Genomic DNA, 22613 nt, shown 5'->3' on the forward strand with positions numbered 1-22613 from the left:
TCTTAAAATGATCGATTATTTATTTTAATTGGTATAATACTAAATTACGCTTGGTATTTGTTTAAATATTAGATCCATAAATAATAATTTTTAAAAATAATTGGAGTAAAAAAATGAATAATAAAATTATCGGTATCGTCCTTATTATTGTCGGTGTAGCTTTAACGTTATGGGGCTTTAATATATATGATTCTGCAAGCTCGCAAGTTACTCGAGCAGTAAGTGGTGATACGCCAATTGAAGCATGGGCTGGTATGGTTGGTGGTATTATTGCTGTTTTAGTTGGTATTAGAAAGTTAAAATAAAATCACTTTAAAATCAACTGACGCTTATTTTCTCATGTAAGCCAATCAAGCGGAAAACGTACGGTTTTTCGCTTTTATTTAGCCGTACTGCAAACCTAAATAATACGATTAGCGCTAAGGAGTAAAAATTGAGTTTGGTAAAAAATTTCAGAATGATGGCTTTATATAATCAACGGATTAACGCTCAGTTAATGGTTAACTGCCTAACGTTATCAAAAGAGCTTATTGAAAAAGAAACACATTCTTTTTTTCCAAATATTATAAGTTATTGGAACCACATTCTGTTCGGTGATTTAATTTTATTAGGCCGATTAGCGTTAAACCATGTAGCTAGGCTAACACCTCAAACATTATCAGCATGGCCAACACCTAGGTCTCCACAAGATATTTATTGCGGTAATTTATCAGACTTTGCGCTTTTAAGATCACAGGTTGACGAGCTTATCATACAATATTGTACAAACTTGACCGATGAGGATTGTGATCGACTTATTAGCTATACAACAACTGAAGGTGAGCCTATTACGAAGGTTGTAGCGGATGTAACACAACATATTTTTAATCACCAAACACACCATCGCGGCCAATTGACCTGCGTGTTAAGCCAATTTGGTGTCGATTACGGCTGTATGGATTTACCGGTTATTGTTTCAGAAGGCAGTCGTGCTAGCACGAAGTTAACCTCCCTCATTATTTCAAAGTCATCATAATAAACTCACTTTTTTAGCTATACGACTTACTTTCGAAATCAAAATATTAACCGGGAAATCAAACGTTGTAAGTATATTCAAAACTGTAAAGTGCCCGCTAATTATAACCTCTTACGTAGCTTGATGTGGTCGCATCGCCATTGATTTCTTCTTGTAATTTACGCTCTGGCTTTATTTGCTCTTGATAGTTAGCGCTGGTATTTTTAGTCGTGTTTATATTGGCGACTGGTGTGCTTTTAGTTACATACTGACTTTGTTTATGGCTAGTTAACGCATTCATAATGACCTCTTAATTAATGTTCATAAAATGTTGATATACACTTACTTATAACCTCATGATAGTAAAGGATACTGAAAAGCCATAATCAATAACTTCTATCTTTTGATAAGAAATAATTATCTATGAAAACTGCTGCGACTAACGTATTAATAAATATAATGAAATATGCCTCGATAAATTTTACTTATCAGCCGATAGAGCTTTTTGATTTGTATACCTACCCCTGTTTAGCTAATGATATGGCCAATTTCAAAGTAGGTAAGCAATATGTTCACCGAAATGAAAACCAAACATAAGTCTGTGTGCTGTTTCAACTAACTAAAATCAGTGCGTATGCAAACAGCTAACAGGTAAAAGAGGATTAATAACATGACAACAGTTGCGGCTATTCGCTCATCCCTAAGCGGGAAAAATGCCCTTCCGCTTCGTGCGGCAAGTCAAGTGATGACTTTAGAACGACTCGGTGCTTTCCACCAAAGTCGTTTAAGCTTTATGCGCACCATAGTAAGAAGAGTTTTTAAAGAGCGCTGGCAAATTGAGGCGCGTATATTAGAGCTTGATAATCAAGGCTACGGTACGGTTGTGTACGAAATAAACGCACCACATGGCGTTTTTAGTTTTGTACTGTTTTCTGATTACTTATCGCCTGACGAGCGCAACGATCGCGTTATCGCCACCAAGTGGGATCTAACCATGGCGTTAGTGGAAGGCAAAGTAGACAGCGATTATATTGAAATGCTGCGCCAAAACGTACCGAAACAAGAAGAAGGCCGCGTTGACTCTCGTGTTTTTGTACTGTCGCGTGCTAATCGAAGTGCCCGAAACTTCGACTATGTTGTCGATCAGCTAGCTAATGGCCAACAGCCTGATGTTAAAAAAATTGCCGATGTAGGCTACTTATACCGTACAACGGCTGTTTATGGCAGTGGTAAACTCGGCATGGCTGATTGGGAGAAAATACGAGAAAAACATCCTGATTTTGCCCGACCTTTTGCTGGTGAAATGTTTGTTTGCTTAATGCTAAGAAACTTCAGTCTGTTTCAGGTTGAGCATATTGCTCGTCATCAATCACCAAAGACTTACCAACCTATGCGCCACGATATTAAACGCTATTTTGGCATTGGGAATTCAACCGGCTTAGGCATGGCGCCTTATTTGGTTAATCATCCTTTATTGATCAATCAATGGGTTGAAATGCGTGAATTAGCGCTAGCGCGTGTTCGGGTATTAGGGGCTATTACTGAGACAGTGTCACAAGCGTTTAACGAGCTAATTAATCGCTGTAGTTTACATACCCAACAAATATTAACCGAAGATGACTGGCAAACTAACAACAATATTACCATGCTTGAAGACCTTGCTGCGCTTAAGGGCTGTGTTAAGAATGGTTTTGAGTCATGGGACAGCATAGTGGCATTCAGTGAGCAAAATTGCTCTTTGCAAGGTCAGGAAATGTTGGTTTCTATTATGTTGGAAATTTACCCAGAATTGGTTGATGAACTGGAAGATTTCCACAGTGCAGACGAGCAACTTGATTTAGATCCACTCATGCCAATTCAAAAGTTAAAAAGCATTATTGAAGATAAGTATGACTGGGCATTAGCATTAGATTTTGAACAAGAAGGCGCGCGTGAAACGTACTGGTATCGCTCTGAAGAAAAAATGGAGCCGCGCTTAGGTAGCATTGCCGATATTGAAGGTGAAAAGAAACAAATGGCGCTTGGTGTTGGTTATGCTGTGCGTAAATGCTACAACCAATTAGTTGCTTACTTTACTGAAAACCCCGACCACACCACGGCACGCTTTATGGTCGCACACCCGAAACTCAGAGGTATTGTTCGTCGAATTCAAGGCATGGACCGCTGTGTATATGGTGATATTCAAGCCAACTTACTCGATAAAGATGTACTACCTATGCATTTATTACGCGCAAAACTGGCATTTTTTGGTGTCAGTAAGTTTGATCCTCGTTCACGTTTATGGGTTCGAAACACCATGTTTCAAGGTGCTCCTTTACTCGAAGATATTGGCAAAGCCTTCAGCGATGACTGGTTTATGCCACTAGCACCTAAGCAATAAGGAAAGCCTAATGAATATTTCTATGAACGAATTTAAAGCGTCTTTACGTCGTTGTTTTGAAGCCAGTGGTTATTTTGTTGGTAATTATGAAGACGCTGCCAACATGGTGCTTTGGCTTGAAAAACACGGATTAAATGGCCTAAAAGAGCTTAAGCAAGCCCTACCCTATATATACGAAGATCGAAATAAGCCGTTAAGCAATGTAATTTACGAAGATAGTACTTCAGCAACAATAGATGCACATAACCGTAGTGCGCTAAATTGTATTGCTGCTGCCGTTGACTTAGCACACGCCAAAGCTTTAGAAAGTGGTATAGCTACAGTTACCGTGCATAATTGTCATAATCGTATGTTTGTTTTAAAAGCCTTAACTGACCGTGGTCGTAGTGGAATAAGCGCCGCTGCCTATTGGCAAAATGGTAGTAAAAAAGTCACCGAACATACCGCTGCTATTGGTTCTGGCAAACGTTATCCTAGTTATAGTGAAGGCCCCACAAACCTTACTAATAGCCCAAATGACAAACAAGCCTTAACCATCATATGTAGCTCACGTGTTGATATAACGTCATCGTTACAAAGTAGTGCAAGTCGCTTTATTAGCTCAGAACAAATTGAGAAGAATAAACAGCACACCGTTGAACATGGTATAGAGATAGAACCAGAAGTGTGGGCTGAAGTTAATCGTATCGCTGCAGGCGTTTTAGTTGAAAATACCGCAGCATCGAAAAAAGATGCAGGTGGACGTTAGCCTTCCCTCATTGTTGCTGGCAATTTAAAGTTGCCGACAATTTAAATTAAATTTGTCGGCAACCCATGGCTCTGGAACTAAACACACAACTAAATAATATAAATCACGGTAAATTGCAAAAGAGCGTAAGTATAAGCGACCCGTTATATGACATTGTTGATTGTAAGTTGCGTCGATTAATCATTGACAAGAAGCAGTACACATATGAAGATTTAACTGCGATTTCATCCTGATTTTGGCTAACTCTACCTTATTAGTATTGCTGAAATAATTTAACGCCAGCAACGGTAAATACAGCTCCGCCTTTTTATATTTATCAGCCAAAATTATCGCCGTTCAACACTAACTTGGCCGCCATTAAGTCAGATATTATTCGGCCGATAGCTTATAATCATATTATTTAGTAACACAAGTTCAACCTGCCGAGTTCTGGCTAGGCATCACATTTAAAGGGCTAGCCCTGTTATGTTTCATTCGTTCAGTGAAACGTTTCGCATAAAAGAGAATTAACATGTCAAAACCTACAAAAACATCTCCTGCATATTCTTCACCCGCTGGCGGTTGGGGAGCACTGAAAAGCTCGGCTAAACATTTGATTAAAAGTGAAAATGCCGCTAAAAACGTTAAAGCGTTATTACGCGCCAACCAACCAGGCGGCTTTGACTGCCCAGGCTGTGCATGGGGTGATTCAGCAGACGCAGGTAAAGTTGATTTTTGTGAAAATGGCGTAAAAGCAATCGCATGGGAAGCGACAAGCAAAAGGGTTGACGTTGAATTCTTTCAACAACACTCGATCACCGAGTTAAAACAATGGGATGATCATTCCCTAGAAAAAAGTGGCCGTTTAACTCAGCCGATGTTTTTTGATGGCAAAAGTGACCATTATCAAGCTATAAGCTGGGACGATGCCTTTAACGTTATCGCTGATAATCTTCAAAACCTTGCATCACCAGATGAGGCGCTACTGTATACCTCAGGCCGAGCGAGCAATGAGGCGGCTTATTTGTATCAATTATTTGGCCGCGTGTTAGGCACCAATAATTTCCCTGATTGTTCCAATATGTGCCATGAAGCTTCAGGCATAGGCATGGCCAGCAGCTTAGGAACAGGCAAAGGCACAGTGACCATGGAAGATTTCGACGAAGCTGACGCTATTTTCGTCTTTGGCCAAAACCCCGGCACTAATCACCCACGTATGTTGGGTACATTACGAAAAGCCAGTAAACGCGGCGCAACTATTGTCAGTATTAACAATCTGCAAGAGCGTGGCTTACAGAAATTCTTAGATCCACAAAGTCCCAAAGAAATGATCCTTTTCACTGGCACCAATATTAGCCAATATTACTTTACCCCACGATTGGGTGGCGACATGGCCATTTTGCGTGGTGTCGCCAAGTCATTATTCGAACGATTTAAACAAGATAAAACCGTACTTGATAGCGACTTTATTGCAGAACATTGCCATGGTATTGAGGCATATCAAAGCAGTGTTGAAGCCACATCATGGGAAAAAATAATCAGCCAATGCGGACTGAGCCGACAAGACATAGAACAAATTACCGACATTTATGCCAGCAACAAAAAAGTCATTTTCACGTGGGCTATGGGTATTACCCAACACAAGCATTCGGTTGCCACCATTCAAGAATTGGTAAATGTGTTACTGCTCAGAGGTAATATCGGTAAACCCGGCGCGGGCGCTTGTCCTGTTCGCGGCCATTCTAATGTTCAAGGCAATCGCACGGTAGGGATTAACGAAAAACCGTCAATGGAATTTCTTGATGCCTTAGATAGTCACTATGCTTTTACAACGCCACGTAATCATGGCCTAAATACGGTTGAATCAATACACGCTATGTTGTCAGGCAAAGCCAAAGTGTTTATCGCCCTAGGCGGTAACTTTGCCGCTGCAACACCCGACACAGCGCGAGCTTATCAAGCCTTACAGCAATGTGACCTAACCGTGCAAATTAGCACTAAACTCAATCGCAGCCATGTAATTACGGGTAAACAGGCAATAATTTTTCCTTGCTTAGGCCGTACTGAAATTGACAGCCAATCCAGTGGAGAACAATGCATTACCGTAGAAGACTCTATGAGTATGGTGCATAGCTCAACGGGCCAAAATGAGCCAGCATCACCGCATTTACGTTCAGAAACTGCCATTGTTGCCGGCATAGCTAAAGCTTCAGTGGGTGAGCAGATTGTTAATTGGACTAACCTAAAGAACGACTATGGTTTAATACGAGAAGATATTAGCAAAGTACTGCCAGAATTTTTTGATTACAACCAACGTATAAAAATTGGCAGAGGTTTTCATTTAGAAAATAAAGCGGCGCAGCGCCAATGGAAAACAAAAGCGTTAAAAGCCACCTTTTCAAATACCCTACTACCAGAAAAGTTGGCCCACGAAGTGGCTAAAGAGTTTACCGACAAGCCTATTTTAACTTTACAAACGCTACGTTCACATGACCAATACAACACCTCAATTTACGGTATGGACGATCGCTACCGCGGTATATATGGCGAACGTCGTGTAGTATTTGTCAACGCTGATGACATGGCGAAACAGCAATTAAACAATGGTGACAAAGTTAAAATCACCACTGTATCAAACGACAATATAGTGCGTTCGATCACCGACTTTAAAGTGGTTGAATATACTATTCCTGCCGGCTGTGTAGCGGCCTATTATCCAGAAACTAATCCGCTTGTGCCGTTAGAAAGTACCGCTGATAATTGCGGTACACCGACTTATAAATCAATCGCAGTTTCTATCGAGAAAGTATAGTACTTAGCAAGCGTTATATCAGAGTGTGCCTAATATAGGCGCACTTGTACTTTCCGAAGATGATGCATTGAATAGTTAACATACCCACTTAATCTGCATTAAACGTCAAACAAGTCTGCCTTTGAAAATAATCGATAGTTTCCAACATGAATATTCCTATAATGTATATTCCTATAATTCAAGCTATAAAAATGATACCTAACCAATTAACCTTTCGCGAGAAAATAGTCCAACCAACGCGTTGGCAATAATCGCTTCAACACGGCAAAGAGTTTAGTCGGAGTCGTTATACGGTAGCGCAATTTTGGCCGCTTACTTTCTAAAGCATGAATCAAAGCTTGGGTAACAGCGAGTGGCTCTAAGGTAAAAGGCGCATTCGATTTCTCACTGGTTAAACGTGAAATTTGTTGTTGGTATTGTACTTTATGATCGCTAGCTTCAATATCGATATGGGCTTTAATCGCCGCTAAAGCGTTGGCTCTAAATTGTGTATTTATTGGCCCCGGCTCTAATAAAATCACCGTAATATTAGCGTCTTTTAATTCTAACCTTAAGGTATCGGTTAAACCTTCAATGGCATATTTTGAGGCATTGTAAGCGCCGCGATACGCCATAGAAACAAAACCTAACACTGAACTACATTGGATAATGCGGCCATGGCCTTGACGTTTCATCACCGGAATTATTTGCTTGGTAAGTTCGTGCCAACCAAAAACATTGGTTTCAAACTGCTCTCGCAGAGCCTGGGTAGGTAAGTCTTCCAACGCCCCCGGTTGACCATAAGCGCCGTTATTATAAAGGTAATCTAAACGTCCACCTGTTTGCTCCATTACTTGAGTAACAGCTTGGGAAATACTTTCAGGTTTAGTGAGATCTAACCGATACGCGGTTAAACCTCTGGCTTGCAAGTCGGCAACATCTTGTGCTTTTCGCGCCGTAGCAAATACTTGATAACCGCGCGCAGAAAGTGTTAAAGCCGCATGTAAACCAATGCCGCTTGAGCAGCCGGTAATTAAAATAGATTTTATTGACATAAAGTAGTGACACGCATTAATAACGGATAAACAATAGCTTACTTGAATAAGTTAGTCATTAGTACGAATAAAGTACATGAAAATATTAGTTAAATATCATAGTGACGTAATTTCATCTTTCGATAGCTCTCTTGACCTTACCAGACAGATAGCGATGACAAACCAAAACCATAATAAATGACTTAATCGATCTATAAATTTAGACATACATCTACATCTACATCTACATAATAGCGTGATTGTATAATATTCATTTAAAGTCAAGGTTAAAGCTTTAGTGTATTTAAAGCACTATTGATATTTTCGGCAAGATAATTTAAATAACCCAAAACAAGTAGCCAACTAAAAAAGCTTTTTTGATTACAACAAAACACAATGCTAATGTTAGAATCAACCGCTATATTAGTACTTTAGGTGAAGTTAAATATGTATTTGGGAATTGATTTAGGCACATCAGGTGTCAAGGTGATTATTTTAGATTGCCATGACACGTTGTTAGCACAAGCGAGTTGTAGCTTAACGGTGTCTCGCCCTCATCCACTATGGGCTGAGCAAAACCCACAAGATTGGTGGCAAGCAACATGTGATGCCGTTCAACAGCTCAAACTAGCGCATCCTGCGTTATTAGCCTCAGTAAAAGCAGTGGGTTTATCAGGACAAATGCATGGTGCAACTTTACTCGATGCCGATAATAAAGTGATCAGGCCTGCTATTTTATGGAACGATGGTCGAAGTGAAGAACAATGTAAAACCCTTGAAGCAGCAGAGCCTAACAGCCGTAAAATTACCGGTAATATTGCGATGCCCGGTTTTACAGCCCCGAAGCTTTTGTGGGTGAAGGAAAACGAACCGGAAAACTTCTCTAAAATTGCAAAAGTGTTATTACCCAAAGATTATGTGCGCTTTTTAATGACTGGTGACTTTGCATCAGACATGTCTGATAGCTCTGGCACCTTATGGCTAGACGTTGCTAATCGCTGCTGGTCAACCCCGATGTTAGCGGCAACCTATTTAACCCAGGCACATATGCCTCTCCTTTATGAAGGAACAGAAGTTACCGGTAACCTTTTGCTTAGCGTAGCCAAAGCTTGGGGGCTCGATGAAGTACCTGTTGTTGCTGGTGCGGGTGATAATGCAGCAGGAGCGGCAGGCATTGGTGTTATAAAACCGAACCAAGCTTTTCTATCGCTTGGTACTTCGGGGGTTTACTTTGTAGCAAATGATCAGTATCAGTCCAATCCTGACAATGCAGTTCATACTTTTTGTCATTGCATAGAAAATACTTGGCATCAAATGTCGGTGATATTAAGCGCCGCTAGTTGCCTATCTTGGGTCACTCGCTTAACTGGTTTTGAAAATGAACTAGCGTTATTAAATGAGATTGAGCAATGCGACTTTACTCAACCCTGTAGTGTGCTTTTCTTGCCCTACTTATCTGGTGAACGTACACCACATAACAACCCTTCGGCAAAAGGCCTATTTTTCGGCTTAGATCACAATTCAAACGCAGCCACGCTTGGTCGTTCTGTTTTAGAAGGTGTGGCTTTTGCTTTTGCAGATGGACAGCAAGCACTTTTAAATTCAGGCAGCTTAATCGACGAAGTCTCCGTGATAGGCGGCGGCTCAAAAAGCCCATTATGGGGTAAAATTTTAGCCAGTGTACTTAACAGGCCTTTGACTTACAGAGAAGGTGGCGAAGTTGGTCCTGCTTTTGGCGCAGCCAGGTTAGCACGAATAGGGGTTGAAAAATCATTACCAGCCAGTGTATGTAAAAGCGGTAAGGTCAAGTTGATCATTGAACCCGATACCGAAATGCAAAAGTATTACAGCGTGCAATACAAAAAGTACCAAGAAATATATGAAAGTATTAAAAAACACTTTTAATAAGCCCAGATAACTTGATTATGCTAGAACGGCTAATTCATGATGAAAACTTATTGTCACTAATAACCACAGTGCCAGCCATTTTGTCATGCCAGCCCTGCTTTTTGTTGTCCCAAGCAATCCAAAAAAAACCTAAACCTAATGCAAGTATTGAAACATAGTAGCCCAAATAACGAATAACACATTGCTTGGCACTTGGTTTTTTACCGGTTTTTTCATCAACGATTTTTGCCGACACTGCCATTTTACCTGGCGTTGCTGATTTATAAATCCAGAATAAAATAACCGCGATTATAGGTAATAAGTAAGTGATTATAAAATCAGTCCAGCCTTGAACCGAACCATCAGAGTCGAAATACTCAGCACCATAAATTAAATATAAAAATGGGTATGTCAGCAATATTACACAGATTGAATCAATGACACTTGCGCCTAATCTCGGCCAAAAACCGACATATTGAACAGTTTTAATATCCACCGCTAGCTCCGACTCTGTCATATCAGGTTCTGTCATTTTATTGCCTTTATTACTTAAATATTTATATGCGTAAGTTAAGTTGTAAAGCTGTATTAAGCCTAATGACTATTGGCAAAAGTACGATTTACAACTTAGTGCTAAGCAATGAAGTGGCGAGTATTAATATTAATTTCTTATTCAATGAACTCTGTAGCAATATTTTCGAAGGCGGTTGTAGACCAATAATTTAGAGCTTGGCCGATACCGTCATACATTACCGTTAATTCTTTTTTACCTAATGGTTGCTGGTAAAATGCTGTGTATTGCTGTATTTCTTGCTCGGTTAATTGGTCATAAATAAAATAAGAAACCATGATCATTTGTTGCTCTAAAGCCGGTCTCATCATAAGTTCCATTTGTGACATTTGCGCTTGAATTTGGGCTTCATCAACACCTTGACCTGGGTTTGCTACCATTAAACCTTCAATTGTACCTTTTGCTACTGCCATGACAATTTTCAACGAATGATCCACTAAGTTGGTTACTTCTACAAAATTTCTAATCACCTTTACGCGTGATGTAGTCGGTGGGGTAGTTTGTAGTGTTGCCATATAAGTCATAAAGTCTTGATTGAAACTTGGTGCAGAGGCTTTTAACTCAGCCGCTTTTATTCTTCGCGCTAAATCACTGTTTAACCATGTCAGTAACTTTTGCATTTCATTGGCAGAGAAATTGTCTTTTACATGCTCAGAAACAACGAGTTTTACATCCTCAAATTGCCAAGCATTTAATAATAAATCCATCACCTTTTGTGATTGTGCCGGGTCTTTAGCTGTCATTTGCATTTGCTGATTCATGGCACTCATTTGCGCAGGAATACTGTTAAGCGCAGAATCAATACCAGAAAGTGCCATATATTGCGTTACCTCTGCATCACTTATGGTTTTAGCAGCACTCAGTTGGCTAAATGTTGTGAACAGTAAAAATAAAACAGTATAAAGTGAATTAAATTTTTTCATTTTCATTCCTTGAATTTTATAAGTGGGTTTCATTAAAAGCTCGCTTTTAGCACAGTAAACCATAGCACAGAGTCTTATTAATTCACTGAAATATTTTATTTTTAGCTTGTGTAGTTTCTCGACGCTTATTATCCTCAAAATATTACCTTAAAAATGAAGCAGGTATAAATCATTGAAAATACAGTTGATCAACATCTAGGAATTAACTAACCTATCGGCTCAAGCTTCAAACTGCCCTGTCTAACGCCATGTCAGCTAATTAATATAAAGGAATAATAAACGCATGCTGAAAAGTTACCGTCCATCACTAAAGAAATATTTAATAACCGTGTTATTAATAGGTTTAACGGGTTGTTTTAACGCTGATCCTGCCGTGGAAGCGGTAAATGCTTATGTTGAAAAGCAAAAAATAGATAAAACACAAAATGATTGGAAAACAAAACTAGAAAAACCTGAAATAGTAACGTTCAATCCTGAAGCGCAATATTTTTGGGACTTAGAAACTACAGAAGGAAAATTAGTGGTTAAGTTACTCCCAGAAACTGCGCCAATGCATGCAACAAGCACTATTTATTTAACCAAACTTGGCTTTTATGATGACTTAATTTTCCATCGTGTGATCTATAAGTTTATGGCTCAAGGTGGCGATCCGTTAGGTAATGGTAGAGGTGATCCTGGCTATAAATATGCGGGGGAATTTGAAGGTGCATTAAGTCACGATAAGCCAGGGTTATTAAGTATGGCAAATTCAGGACCCAATACTGACGGCAGCCAGTTTTTTCTTACTTTTGCTGCAACTCCTTGGTTAGATGGCAAGCATACTATTTTTGGTGAGGTAGTTGAGGGGTTAGACACAACATTGCCGGCAATTGAAAGTTTAGGCAGTCGTTCTGGTCGCACACAAAAAGAAGTAAAAATTATTAAAGCGACTATTCGCGTAGAATAATTTCGCTAAATTTATAAAACGTCTAATAGATACTATTTTTATAAATAACAGCAGGGAAAGATTTCACTTACCCTGCTGTTGCTTAATTATTACGGATTTTCTTTATTTAAGGTTGCCTTAGCGGCTTCGACTTTCGAAAAGTCTAAACCTAACTCATTAACCGCTTCTTCAATTAAACCTGGGTTTGATATTAGTAACATCATTAATGCTTGTAATTTTTCTTGTGGGATACCCAACTGCTGTACTGTTGCCATAGCCATTATTGGGTTTTCTGTTAGCGCTTGAAATACCGCTTTAGTTTGCTCGTCACTAACGTTATGTTCTTTTAAAATTGCAATAATTGGGTTCATCAAATTTCCTATTTACTTACTTGTTTATAATTCTTAATTTGTCGTTCTAGCAACTTAACCGCTAGCGTCGATTGCGTTTTGGTTATTCTATCATTGCTGCATTTAATGTAAAAAGGTGATCACTACCTTCAAAATTTAGCAGCATACTTTATCTAACTACGCTTGTTTTTAGGCACATAATTTAAAATTGACACGGGAACCACTTTTTTAACTGGAAACTCTTCAAACTCCCGGCGCTCAATAACATGGCCTAAGTTACTTTCAATTGCACAGAGGTTTCTAAAGTTGTCTTTAGCGACAAAAGATACCGCTTCGCCATTTTTTCCTGCACGACCTGTACGGCCGATACGGTGAGTATAGTCGTCTACTTTATCAGGTAAGTCATAATTGACCACGCGAGCCAGTTCGCCAATATCGATACCACGAGCTGCGATGGCCGTGGCAACTAGAAAGTCAATTTTACCGGCTTTAAAATCATTCAAAATTTGTTCGCGTATGGCTTGGGTTCGGCCACTGTGAATTGACTCAGCCTTAATGCCACGCTTTTCTAATTGACTAACAAGCTTTGCCGCACCATGTTTTGTTTCAATAAAAATAAGGGCTTGCTGCCATTGTTGTTCTTTAATCAAGTAACTCAATAAGGCTGACTTGTTGCCTTTATCTACCGTTACTAACCATTGTGCTATTTTCGGTTTTGAATCACTATTTTTAGCAATAGCAATTTCCGTGGCATGATGAAGTGTTCTTTTAGCCAACGCTCTAACATCGTCAGAAATAGTGGCTGAGAATAATAAATTTTGGCGTTTTTCTGGTAAGCGTTCAATAATTTTATTGATGTCATCAATAAAGCCCATATCGAGCATTCTATCGGCTTCATCAAGTACAAAAGCTTCAAGTTGATCGAAATAAACCGCCCGCTGATGCGCCATATCGAGCAGTCGACCTGGGGTTGCTACCAAAATATCAATGCCCCAAATTAAGCGCTGCTTTTGCGGTTCTATTTCAGTGCCGCCATACATCGCCATAGAGCTTATGTTTAAATATTTACTATATTGAGCAATGTTAGCTTCAACTTGAACCGCTAACTCGCGAGTTGGTGTTACGATTAATACTCGAATGCGTTTGCCACGTAAATTACGCTCAGTATCACTTTCACCAGCATGTAATTTTTCTAATAACGGCAAGACAAAACTTGCGGTTTTTCCTGTGCCGGTTTGCGCTGCGGCAATGACATCTTTACCAGATAAAATAACCGGTATAGCACGCTTTTGTATGTCAGTGGGTTGACGATAATCTAAATCAGCTATCGCATTTACTATCGGGTTTGACAACCCAAGCTGGGAAAATGGCATTAAAAATCTCTTTAGGTTTATAGCTAGCATGAAGGCTAACAACAAGCCCGCTCAAAATTGTCGGCGATTATAACATTCACTTTCGTTTAATGTAATTTTTTAAGTGCCAACGTCTAGTTAAAATTGCTGATATAATTATTTATATATAGCGCTATATAACGGTTGGTATTTAGCTTTTATGAATTTATTGAAATCACTTTATGGATCATAACTATAGGTTAATTATTTGATGGGAAATACTGCGCAAGGAACCAGCAGCACGAATATTACCTATGGTAATGTTTATGTCATGACACATTCATTTTTTAGCGATGTTATTAAAATCGGCTGTACGCCTATTGATCCAATTCAGCACGCAATTACGTTGTCTGAAAATACCATTGGCGACTATACGGTGGTATTTTCACTTCAATGTAAAAATCCATGTAATGTTAAAAAACAAATTCGCCAATATTTACATGCTAAAGCATACGTTAACGAATTTTATCAAGTACCTGCAGAGGTTGCAGAGCGACTTCTAAAACGTGAAGCATTAAGAATACCTATGCTCAGCGATGTGTGAACTATCACGACTCTCAATAGTTAGACCTAAAATAAGCAGACTTAAATATTACCATCTAAATGTGTTCTACATGTACTGTAACAACCTATTTAACAACCTTTTCATAGGACCTTTATTTATTTCGCCACGCCTGTAAATCGCTTAGCCAATAGACTAACAGCATCAACAAAATTCAGCTAAATCAATTATTAAATCAATCTCGTTAATGTGCTTAGAATTGCCGCCAAAATACAGCTTACAAGTGTGTTAAATCTACTTCAAGCCACAGGTTTATGGTTCTATTTGTATGGGGTGGCATTGCTGATCACCGTAGTAATTATTAGGGTAATTACATGCAACTTGTTGCTGCGACTTCACGTCAGTACTACGTTGATGAGTTAAATTCAATAAGGTTTGAATGTTTTCACTCATGTTTGCGCCGATGTTTACGCCGATATTTAAAATTAAGCTTTTCATCATTTATTCCTTTTAATTAGATATACCTCCATTATTGCTTAGTTAGTTAATCCAGTAAATTTGATAAAATCAATAAAGTCGTTCTAAAATACAGATTAATAAAACCCGAACTCACATGTCTAAACGGTCACGTTTACAAGTTTCAACCGCACTTTTTAGCTAACTCTTGGTTAAATATATCCCTTAACATTGTCAGCTCGTTAGTTCTTACATAGTTAGGACGAATAACTAACGATATGGTTCGATGCGGCCCCGGTTCGTTTAAATGTATTGCCCTAATTTCTGACTCGTTATAAATCAGCTGATCTAACGCCATTTGCGGCACTAAGGTCGTACCTAATTTACCCGCAACCATTTGAATTAAGGTATGTAAGCTTGCTGAATCAAAGTCGCTGTCTTGTTTGTCGTTTTGCATGCTACAGGCCGCTAATGCGTGATCTTTTAAACAATGGCCATCTTTTAATAGCATAAGTTTGTCTATTTCTAATTCTTCACTGGTTATTTCTTTTAGTTGACTCGGGCACTCGTCTTTATGACTGACCCAGTAAAAATCTTCTTGCCAGAAATTAAAACTCATTAAACCTTCTATAGGAAATGGCAGCGCCAGCACAGCAGCGTCAATATCACCTCGCCTGACCATATCGACTAATACTTGCGATTGATCTTCAATTATTTTCAATTTAAAGCAGGGATGCTGACGCCTAACTTCGGGTAATACTTTAGGTAATAGATACGGACCTATTGTAGGAATAACACCAATGTTCATAGGGTTAATAAACGGCTGTTTATTTGACTGCGATATTTGTAAAAGTTCGTCAATTTCTATCTTGATCGTTTTTGCTTTATTTAAAATTAACCGACCATGGTTAGTGACTAACACTTGTTTGTTATTACGCTCAAAAATGGTGCTACCTAACTGTTTTTCAAGCTCAATAATGGCCGTACTTAATGCAGATTGTGAAACATTACAGGCATCAGCGGCCTTTTTAAAATGTAAGGTCTTTTCAACAGCAAGCGCATAATGTAGTTGTTTAAGTGAAATCATAATTTTCTATTTTAGTTACCTGTGATCGCGATAGGTTGTGGTTGATAGATATTAACGAACATAAAACTCAGTTTAATCAGTTTTTTATCTCACTGTAAGACTAACTTTATCTTCAAATAAAGCATTCTTAATTTTCAACTTACAAACCATTGATTTAATTTATAAAATCAATACATTCAAAAAACAGAACACTATCTTCCATTCAATCGATTATCAAAAATAACCGTTCAGCACTATGCTTAATCACATTGATTCCTACAAGTGAATCAACAGTCATAAAATGCTGAGGAAATAAAATGTTTAAAAAAACACTACCGTTAGCTGCCGCTATTTCAGTCGCACTTTCATCAATCACGTTATCAAGTACGGCGCTAGGAGCTGATGCTGCCAAAACTAACCAATTTTGGTGGCCAGAGCAGTTAAATTTAAGCCCGCTTCGTCAACACGGTGCTGAATCTAATCCGTATGGCGAGCAATTTAACTATGCCAAAGAATTTGCCACCATAGACATAAGCCAATTAAAAAAAGATATAGAAACAACATTAACTGATTCAAAAGCTTGGTGGCCTGCCGATTGGGGGCATTATGGTCCCTTGATGATAAGAATGGCGTGGCACAGTGCAGGTGTTTATCGTGTGCATGATGGTCGAGGCGGAGCTTCAGGTGGGCAACAGCGTTTTGATCCATTAAATAGCTGGCCTGACAATGTTAATTTAGATAAAGCTCGACGTTTATTATGGCCAGTAAAACAAAAATACGGCCGCAAAATTTCATGGGCCGATTTAATGGTACTTTCTGGTAATGTTGCACTAGAGTCAATGGGCTTTAAAACCTTTGGGTTTGCTGGTGGCAGAAGTGATGATTGGGAACCTGACCTAGTATACTGGGGACCAGAAACCACTATGCTTGATGACAAGCGACGAGATAAAAAAGGCAAATTAAAAGGCCCACTAGCGGCGGTAGAAATGGGGTTAATATATGTTAACCCTGTTGGGCCACATGGTAACCCCGATCCACTTTTAGCTGCCAACGACATCAGAATGTCATTTGGTAGAATGGCAATGAATGACGAAGAAATAGTGGCACTCATTGCTGGTGGCCACACATTAGGTAAAGCCCATGGTGCTAAAAAACCTGAAAATTGTGTGGGCGCAGAGCCAGCCGCAGCAGCCATTGAAGAGCAAGGTTTAGGCTGGAAAAACAAATGTGACTCAGGTGTTGGCGCTGATACCACTAGCAGTGGTTTAGAAGGCGCTTGGACAGTAACACCAACACAATGGTCTTCTAACTACCTTGATAACTTAATGAATTTTACCTGGGTACAAACTAAAAGCCCAGCAGGTGCCATTCAATGGATACCTAGCGATAAAGCAGCGGCTAATTTAGTGCCTGATGCCCATATAGCTAATAAGCGTAATGCGCCAATTATGTTCACGACTGACTTAGCATTAAAAGAAGATCCGAGTTTTCTTAAAATTGTGCAGCGCTTTAGAGCTGATCCAAAAGAATTTGATAAGGCATTTGCTAAGGCTTGGTTTAAGCTAACCCATAGAGACATGGGACCACGTGCTAGATATGTTGGTGCAGATGTACCAAGTGAAATATTATCATGGCAAGACCCGATCCCTGAGATTGAACATCCGCTCATTTCAAAAGCGGATATTAAGGAACTAAAACAACAAATATTAGACTCTAGACTCACAACTTCTGCATTAGTAAGAGCTGCTTGGGCTTCAGCAGCCAGTCATCGTATAACTGATATGCGAGGCGGTGCAAACGGTGCGCGAATTCAGCTTGAGCCACAAAAAAGTTGGAACGTGAATAACCCAACAGAATTAAGTAAAGTGTTAGCTAAATTAAAGTCCATTCAACAAAACTTTAATCAGCAATCGCCTAACAGAAAAGTATCATTAGCTGACTTAATTGTTTTAGCTGGCGCTGCTGCAATTGAACAAGCGTCAAAAATAGCCGGAAACGAAATTGATGTGCCTTTTAATGCTGGTCGTGCTGATGCGAATCAAGCCCAAACTGAAATTAAGTCATTTAATTATTTAAAACCCAATGCCGATGGATTTCGTAATTATTACAGTGAAGATAGCTACATGTCACCAATCGAAATGCTGGTCGACAAAGCTAACTCACTGGGTTTAAATGTGCCAGAGATGACTGTATTGGTTGGTGGAATGCGTGCTTTGAACGCCAATTATGATGGTTCAGCGCTAGGTGTACTGACTAAAACTCCAGGGTTATTAACCAACGACTTTTTTGTCAACTTACTCGACATGTCGACCACTTGGCGCAAAGACAGTACTCAAGTTGGGGTATATCAAGGTTATGATCGCATGTCAGATGAATTAAAGTGGCAAGCAACACCAGTAGATTTAATTTTTGGATCCAGCTCTGAATTACGCGCCATTGCCGAAGTTTATGCTTCTGATGATGCTAAGCATAAGTTCGTTACTGACTTTGTAAAAGCTTGGGTTAAGGTAATGCAGCTAGATCGCTTTGATTTGAAGTAACCTCAGATAAGGTAAGTAGTAAATTTATATTAGCGATTATTACGTAACAGTAATACTCGCTTTTTTATTTTTAAAAACGGATTACCAGTAAATTGGATCAACATGATAGTACTGAGTTAGTTGTTGATAAAGCTTAGGGTGTTGTTGACTAAATTGCCGAGACTGTTCAAAAAACACTTCACTGGCTACCGCAAAAAATTCTGCGGGATTGGTCGCACCATAATAGTCGAATAGTGAGGGTTCGCCGGTATTCGCTTGCTTTTGTAGTACTTCAAATTGCTTAGAAAAAATCTCAGACCAACACTGATAACTTTGCCCTGCTGATAATATTGGTGCCCCATTAGCTCGACCATCTTCTTGATCTAATTGGTGTGCAAATTCATGAATCACTACATTGCGACCGTCATCAGGAATTTGCGCGCCTTCTAAGGTGTCTTGCCACGACAATACTATTTTGCCAAAGTCCCAAGACTCTCCAGCTAATACCACTTTTTGAGTAAAATATACCCCGTCACCACTTCGTGTCTGCTGTTGTTTTACAAAAGCGCTTGGATAAACCAATATCGTTCGTAGCTTCGGGTAATAATTAGTTTTTCGATTTAGTAGTAGCAAACAGGCTTGCGCCGCTATAGTGATTTTTATTTCGTCAGTGATCACTAAGCCATTACAACCAACAAATTCTTTTTCGGACAAAAACACCTGAATGTGTTTTTTTAATTGCAGCTGTAAATCTGCTGGCATTTGTCTAAAATACGGCATTCTTTGCTGAATGATTTTTCGCCACTGTTTTTTAAAGGGCTTAGTTTTTATTAATCGACGTTTATATGCTAACCAATAAGGTTTTCCAGCCACATAAGCTATGAGCAATAAACCAATAAATATCGGTAGGAAGTAAGACAACATAATCAATTATACTAATTAAACTTTATTATAAAGTGAGGACAAATTAGTCAAATATCAAATTATTTTCTTAATAATCATCTATAAAAAATTAAAACACTACATAAAATAAATAAATTTGAAATAAATTTGAACTTATCCCAAAACAATAGCTCCTACTATACAAGATACTTACTTCCCTGAGTGTTTTATGTTTTTATTGTGTTTTATGTTTTTATAATGCGTTTACTTTTTTAGGTAAACGCTTTTTTTTGTCTGAAACTTAGCAAAAACTTATCTAGTGCTCACTGTGTAGATAATTAATGTGTAGATAATTAATCTTTAAAATAAAAAAGTAGTACGCTTAATGAGTAAAATTTGTTTTAGATTACCAATTTCATTGAGTAATATTTAACGCCACTCGTAAATAAAAGTAGCGTTTACCCCCTTTAAATAAACCATCAAAAAGCAGCTAAAAAAATATTCAAATAAATTTGAACTTATCCCGAAACAATAGCTCTTACTATACAAGATACTTACTTCCCTGAGTGTTTTATGTTTTTATTGTGTTTTATGTTTTTATAATGCGTTTACTTTTTTAGGTAAACGCTTTTTTTTGTCTAAAATTCAACAAAAATTAACCACGATATATTCTGTTTAGTCGATTTCCCTAAAGGAGATAGCTGGCTTTAGAAACAATGAATAAAAAAAGGACAAATAAAAAAGCCAACTCCGCTTAGTGGAATTGGCTTCTAATGATTGATTATTAACTGTTTTCTTTACTGCTTTCTTAGCTACTAACTAAATAACTATTTTTATAGCGAATATATTAATGTTAGCTCACCGCTATATTTTTTCGTGCTTGATGAAGCTTTTTATAACTGTCGATTAGTCTTAAATGTTTATCTAAGCCTTCTAAGTTCATGCCTGTTTTGGTTAAGCCGAAGAACTTCACTGTGCCTTCTGTTGAACCTACAACATTACTCATCATATCTTCGCCAAACATTCTATTAAGGTTATGAATATAATCCTCTAGTTGCATGTCTTCGTCGATTTCAATTTCGAGCACAGCTTGCATCGCTTGATAAAACAAACGACGCTCAACGGTATTATCATTAAACTGTAAGAATTCTTCGACTAACTCTTGCGCGTCTTCTAAGGCACCTAAGGCTAAATAAATCAGTATTTTAAGCTCTAAAATCGTGAGCTGTCCCCAGACGGTGTTCTCATCAAACTCTATACCTATCAAAGTTCTAATATCGATATAATTATCTAACTGGCTATCTTCTAAGCGAGTAACTAAGCTTTCGAGTGCATCATCATCTAAAATATGCAGATTCAGAATATCTTCGCGGTAATTAAGTGCCTTGTTGGTGTTATCCCAAACTAGGTCTTCTACAGGATATATTTCTGAATAATCAGGTACTAATATCCGACAAGCGGTTGCGCCTAGTTGGTCAAATACTGCCACGTAAGCTTCTTTACCTAAGGCTTTTAAAATACCGAATAAACGATCGTTTTCTTCTGCGCTGGTGCCAGAAAAATCCCATTCGCAAAACTCAAAGTCTGCCTTGTTACTAAAGAAGCGCCATGAAATTACACCAGTTGAATCAATAAAGTGCTCAACGGCATTTTCAGGCTCAGATACCGCAAGGCTATTAAATGTTGGTCTTGGTACATCATTTAAGCCTTCAAAACTACGCCCTTGTAATAATTCAGTTAAACTACGCTCTAACGCGACTTCAAAGCTTGGGTGTGCACCAAACGAGGCAAATACACCACCGGTTTTTGGGTTCATTAACGTAACGCACATTACTGGGAATTGACCACCTAACGAGGCATCTTTAACAACAACTGGAAACCCTTGGGCTTCAAGGGCTTCGATACCGGCCAAAATGCTTGGAAACTTTTCAAGTACACTTTTAGGCACATCAGGTAAAACAATTTCTTGTTCTATTATTTGTCTTTTTACTGCTCTCTCGAATATTTCAGACAAACACTGCACTTGTGCTTCAGCTAAGTTATTACCGGCGCTCATGCCATTACTTAGAAATAAGTTTTCAATCAAATTTGAAGGAATATATACTGTTTCACCGTCAGATTGGCGCGTGTAAGGAATAGCACAAATACCACGTTCAGCGTTTCCTGAGTTGGTATCAATTAGGTTTGAGCCACGAAGTTCATCGTCAGGATTGTAAATATCTAAACAATAATCATCTAAAATACCCTCAGGTAAATCATCACTTTCATATAACGTAAACCACTTTTCGTTCGGGTAATGTACAAAATCGCTGTTAGCGATGTCTTGCCCTAAAAACTGATCGTTATAAAAGAAATTACAATTAAGGCGTTCAATAAACTCACCTAAGGCTGAACATAGTGCGCTTTCTTTTGTGGCACCTTTACCGTTGGTAAAACACATTGGAGAAGCGGCATCTCTAATGTGTAATGACCATACATTTGGCACAATATTGCGCCATGAGGCAATTTCAATTTTCATGCCTAAGCCCGCTAAAATCGCGGTCATGTTTTTAATGGTTTCTTCTAGCGGTAAATCTTTACCTAGAATATAAGTGCTGTCTGTGCCTTGTTCGCCTGCCATTAACATGGCTTGTGCGTCATCTTCTAAGCTGTCGACCAAATCAACTTTAAATTCCGGCCCTGTTTGTATAACTTTTTTTACCGTACAACGATCTATTGAGCGTCGAATACCTAAACGGTCTTTTTCTGAAATGCTTTCAGGCAGCTCAACTTGAATTTGAAATATTTGCTTATACCGATCTTCAGGATCTACAATATTGTTTTGTGATAAGCGAATATTTTCGGTCGGAATATCGCGAGAATTACAATACACCTTAACAAAATACGCCGCACACATAGCTGACGAAGCTAGGAAGTAATCAAACGGTCCGGGCGCTGAGCCATCACCTTTATAACGAATAGGTTGGTCGGCGACGACGGTAAAGTCATCAAATTTGGCTTCAACTTTTACGTTGTCGAGAAAATTAACTTTAATTTCCATTAGATTGGATCCCACAATTGATTGCTGTAACTGCCAAAATTTCACTTTGAAACTTTGCTAATCAGCGAATTTATCTTAATGCGGGGAATTATCGTGGTTTTTGCCGCAATAGTCTTGGGTTAATTGCATAAAACCCTAAATTTGAGCAAAGAAAAAGGCGAGTAGGTAACTACTC

19 protein-coding genes are annotated in these 22613 nt (G+C 38.7%); 9 read left to right on the forward strand and 10 right to left on the reverse strand.

Going from position 1 to position 22613, the window contains the following annotated elements:
- Positions 1-113: 113 nt before the first annotated feature.
- Together A3Q33_RS01715 and A3Q33_RS01720 are read left to right on the forward strand one after the other, a co-directional pair.
- Positions 114-305, forward strand: a complete 192-nt coding sequence (locus A3Q33_RS01715; protein ID WP_081178277.1) for a DUF3185 family protein — start codon at positions 114-116, stop codon at positions 303-305.
- Positions 306-433: 128 nt separating this feature from the next.
- Complete coding sequence (locus A3Q33_RS01720; RefSeq protein WP_081178279.1) at positions 434-1015, forward strand: DinB family protein; 582 nt, start codon at positions 434-436, stop codon at positions 1013-1015.
- Positions 1016-1112: 97 nt separating this feature from the next.
- Here A3Q33_RS01720 and A3Q33_RS01725 read toward each other — a convergent pair whose 3' ends face one another.
- Positions 1113-1295, reverse strand: a complete 183-nt coding sequence (locus A3Q33_RS01725) for a hypothetical protein (protein WP_081178281.1) — start codon at positions 1293-1295, stop codon at positions 1113-1115.
- A gap of 369 nt (positions 1296-1664) precedes the next feature.
- Here A3Q33_RS01725 and A3Q33_RS01730 point away from each other — a divergent pair, with 369 nt between their 5' ends.
- The 3 genes from A3Q33_RS01730 to A3Q33_RS01740 all read left to right on the forward strand — a co-directional run bounded on the left by A3Q33_RS01730 (position 1665) and on the right by A3Q33_RS01740 (position 6913).
- Positions 1665-3374 carry a hypothetical protein gene (locus tag A3Q33_RS01730; protein ID WP_081178283.1) on the forward strand — a complete coding sequence of 570 codons (1710 nt, stop codon included), beginning with the start codon at positions 1665-1667 and terminating at the stop codon, positions 3372-3374.
- A gap of 10 nt (positions 3375-3384) precedes the next feature.
- Positions 3385-4122, forward strand: a complete 738-nt coding sequence (locus A3Q33_RS01735; RefSeq protein WP_081178285.1) for a DUF3726 domain-containing protein — start codon at positions 3385-3387, stop codon at positions 4120-4122.
- Positions 4123-4633: 511 nt separating this feature from the next.
- A complete protein-coding gene (locus tag A3Q33_RS01740; protein ID WP_081178287.1) occupies positions 4634-6913 on the forward strand; it encodes an FdhF/YdeP family oxidoreductase in 2280 nt (759 codons plus the stop codon).
- A 206-nt stretch (positions 6914-7119) separates the two neighbouring features.
- Here A3Q33_RS01740 and A3Q33_RS01745 read toward each other — a convergent pair whose 3' ends face one another.
- On the reverse strand, positions 7120-7947 hold the full coding sequence (locus A3Q33_RS01745; protein WP_081178289.1) for an SDR family oxidoreductase: 828 nt from the start codon (positions 7945-7947) through the stop codon (positions 7120-7122).
- A gap of 426 nt (positions 7948-8373) precedes the next feature.
- Here A3Q33_RS01745 and xylB point away from each other — a divergent pair, with 426 nt between their 5' ends.
- A complete protein-coding gene (xylB, locus tag A3Q33_RS01750; protein WP_081178291.1) occupies positions 8374-9831 on the forward strand; it encodes a xylulokinase in 1458 nt (485 codons plus the stop codon).
- A gap of 37 nt (positions 9832-9868) precedes the next feature.
- Here xylB and A3Q33_RS01755 read toward each other — a convergent pair whose 3' ends face one another.
- Positions 9869-10345, reverse strand: coding sequence for an RDD family protein (locus A3Q33_RS01755; protein ID WP_231295761.1), 477 nt, complete (start codon positions 10343-10345; stop codon positions 9869-9871).
- A gap of 137 nt (positions 10346-10482) precedes the next feature.
- On the reverse strand, positions 10483-11307 hold the full coding sequence (locus tag A3Q33_RS01760) for a DUF2059 domain-containing protein (protein WP_081178293.1): 825 nt from the start codon (positions 11305-11307) through the stop codon (positions 10483-10485).
- 283 nt (positions 11308-11590) lie between these two features.
- On the opposite strand from A3Q33_RS01760, the gene A3Q33_RS01765 reads away from it, so the two are divergent.
- A complete protein-coding gene (locus A3Q33_RS01765; protein ID WP_155866675.1) occupies positions 11591-12253 on the forward strand; it encodes a peptidylprolyl isomerase in 663 nt (220 codons plus the stop codon).
- A gap of 89 nt (positions 12254-12342) precedes the next feature.
- Here A3Q33_RS01765 and A3Q33_RS01770 read toward each other — a convergent pair whose 3' ends face one another.
- Both A3Q33_RS01770 and A3Q33_RS01775 read right to left on the reverse strand, forming a co-directional pair.
- Complete coding sequence (locus A3Q33_RS01770; RefSeq protein ID WP_081178295.1) at positions 12343-12603, reverse strand: DUF2999 family protein; 261 nt, start codon at positions 12601-12603, stop codon at positions 12343-12345.
- Between the two features lie 152 nt (positions 12604-12755).
- Positions 12756-13955, reverse strand: coding sequence for a DEAD/DEAH box helicase (locus A3Q33_RS01775; RefSeq protein ID WP_081178297.1), 1200 nt, complete (start codon positions 13953-13955; stop codon positions 12756-12758).
- 229 nt (positions 13956-14184) lie between these two features.
- Between A3Q33_RS01775 and A3Q33_RS01780 the strand changes: the two genes are divergently transcribed.
- Positions 14185-14517, forward strand: a complete 333-nt coding sequence (locus tag A3Q33_RS01780; protein WP_081178299.1) for a GIY-YIG nuclease family protein — start codon at positions 14185-14187, stop codon at positions 14515-14517.
- Between the two features lie 270 nt (positions 14518-14787).
- On the opposite strand, the gene A3Q33_RS01785 is transcribed toward A3Q33_RS01780, so the two are convergent.
- Both A3Q33_RS01785 and A3Q33_RS01790 read right to left on the reverse strand, forming a co-directional pair.
- Positions 14788-14973 carry a hypothetical protein gene (locus A3Q33_RS01785; protein ID WP_081178301.1) on the reverse strand — a complete coding sequence of 62 codons (186 nt, stop codon included), beginning with the start codon at positions 14971-14973 and terminating at the stop codon, positions 14788-14790.
- A 142-nt stretch (positions 14974-15115) separates the two neighbouring features.
- Positions 15116-16018 (reverse strand): hydrogen peroxide-inducible genes activator, encoded by a 903-nt coding sequence (locus A3Q33_RS01790; protein WP_081178302.1) that lies wholly within the window; start codon positions 16016-16018, stop codon positions 15116-15118.
- A 296-nt stretch (positions 16019-16314) separates the two neighbouring features.
- Here A3Q33_RS01790 and katG point away from each other — a divergent pair, with 296 nt between their 5' ends.
- Positions 16315-18537 (forward strand): catalase/peroxidase HPI, encoded by a 2223-nt coding sequence (gene katG, locus A3Q33_RS01795; protein ID WP_081178304.1) that lies wholly within the window; start codon positions 16315-16317, stop codon positions 18535-18537.
- 81 nt (positions 18538-18618) lie between these two features.
- Here the strand turns inward: katG and A3Q33_RS01800 are convergent, their stop codons facing one another.
- Entirely contained in the window at positions 18619-19440 is an 822-nt protein-coding gene (locus A3Q33_RS01800) for a M90 family metallopeptidase (RefSeq protein ID WP_081178306.1), read from the reverse strand.
- An 811-nt stretch (positions 19441-20251) separates the two neighbouring features.
- The gene (locus tag A3Q33_RS01805; protein WP_081178308.1) at positions 20252-22438 is read right to left on the reverse strand and encodes an OsmC domain/YcaO domain-containing protein; all 2187 of its coding nucleotides are present in this window, start codon (positions 22436-22438) and stop codon (positions 20252-20254) included.
- Positions 22439-22613: the final 175 nt, after the last annotated feature.

The organism is Colwellia sp. PAMC 21821 (genome assembly GCF_002077175.1).
GTDB lineage: Bacteria > Pseudomonadota > Gammaproteobacteria > Enterobacterales > Alteromonadaceae > Cognaticolwellia.

Excerpts from the sequence above, each read along its gene's own strand:
- A3Q33_RS01715 (WP_081178277.1), top strand. The coding sequence starts at position 114 with ATGAATAATAAAATTATCGGTATCGTCCTTATTATTGTCGGTGTAGCT.
- A3Q33_RS01725 (WP_081178281.1), bottom strand. The coding sequence starts at position 1,295 with ATGAATGCGTTAACTAGCCATAAACAAAGTCAGTATGTAACTAAAAGC.
- A3Q33_RS01730 (WP_081178283.1), top strand. The coding sequence starts at position 1,665 with ATGACAACAGTTGCGGCTATTCGCTCATCCCTAAGCGGGAAAAATGCC.
- A3Q33_RS01735 (WP_081178285.1), top strand. The coding sequence starts at position 3,385 with ATGAATATTTCTATGAACGAATTTAAAGCGTCTTTACGTCGTTGTTTT.
- A3Q33_RS01740 (WP_081178287.1), top strand. The coding sequence starts at position 4,634 with ATGTCAAAACCTACAAAAACATCTCCTGCATATTCTTCACCCGCTGGC.
- A3Q33_RS01745 (WP_081178289.1), bottom strand. The coding sequence starts at position 7,947 with ATGTCAATAAAATCTATTTTAATTACCGGCTGCTCAAGCGGCATTGGT.
- xylB (WP_081178291.1), top strand. The coding sequence starts at position 8,374 with ATGTATTTGGGAATTGATTTAGGCACATCAGGTGTCAAGGTGATTATT.
- A3Q33_RS01755 (WP_231295761.1), bottom strand. The coding sequence starts at position 10,345 with ATGACAGAACCTGATATGACAGAGTCGGAGCTAGCGGTGGATATTAAA.
- A3Q33_RS01760 (WP_081178293.1), bottom strand. The coding sequence starts at position 11,307 with ATGAAAAAATTTAATTCACTTTATACTGTTTTATTTTTACTGTTCACA.
- A3Q33_RS01765 (WP_155866675.1), top strand. The coding sequence starts at position 11,591 with ATGCTGAAAAGTTACCGTCCATCACTAAAGAAATATTTAATAACCGTG.
- A3Q33_RS01770 (WP_081178295.1), bottom strand. The coding sequence starts at position 12,603 with ATGAACCCAATTATTGCAATTTTAAAAGAACATAACGTTAGTGACGAG.
- A3Q33_RS01775 (WP_081178297.1), bottom strand. The coding sequence starts at position 13,955 with ATGCCATTTTCCCAGCTTGGGTTGTCAAACCCGATAGTAAATGCGATA.
- A3Q33_RS01780 (WP_081178299.1), top strand. The coding sequence starts at position 14,185 with ATGGGAAATACTGCGCAAGGAACCAGCAGCACGAATATTACCTATGGT.
- A3Q33_RS01785 (WP_081178301.1), bottom strand. The coding sequence starts at position 14,973 with ATGAAAAGCTTAATTTTAAATATCGGCGTAAACATCGGCGCAAACATG.
- A3Q33_RS01790 (WP_081178302.1), bottom strand. The coding sequence starts at position 16,018 with ATGATTTCACTTAAACAACTACATTATGCGCTTGCTGTTGAAAAGACC.
- katG (WP_081178304.1), top strand. The coding sequence starts at position 16,315 with ATGTTTAAAAAAACACTACCGTTAGCTGCCGCTATTTCAGTCGCACTT.
- A3Q33_RS01800 (WP_081178306.1), bottom strand. The coding sequence starts at position 19,440 with ATGTTGTCTTACTTCCTACCGATATTTATTGGTTTATTGCTCATAGCT.
- A3Q33_RS01805 (WP_081178308.1), bottom strand. The coding sequence starts at position 22,438 with ATGGAAATTAAAGTTAATTTTCTCGACAACGTAAAAGTTGAAGCCAAA.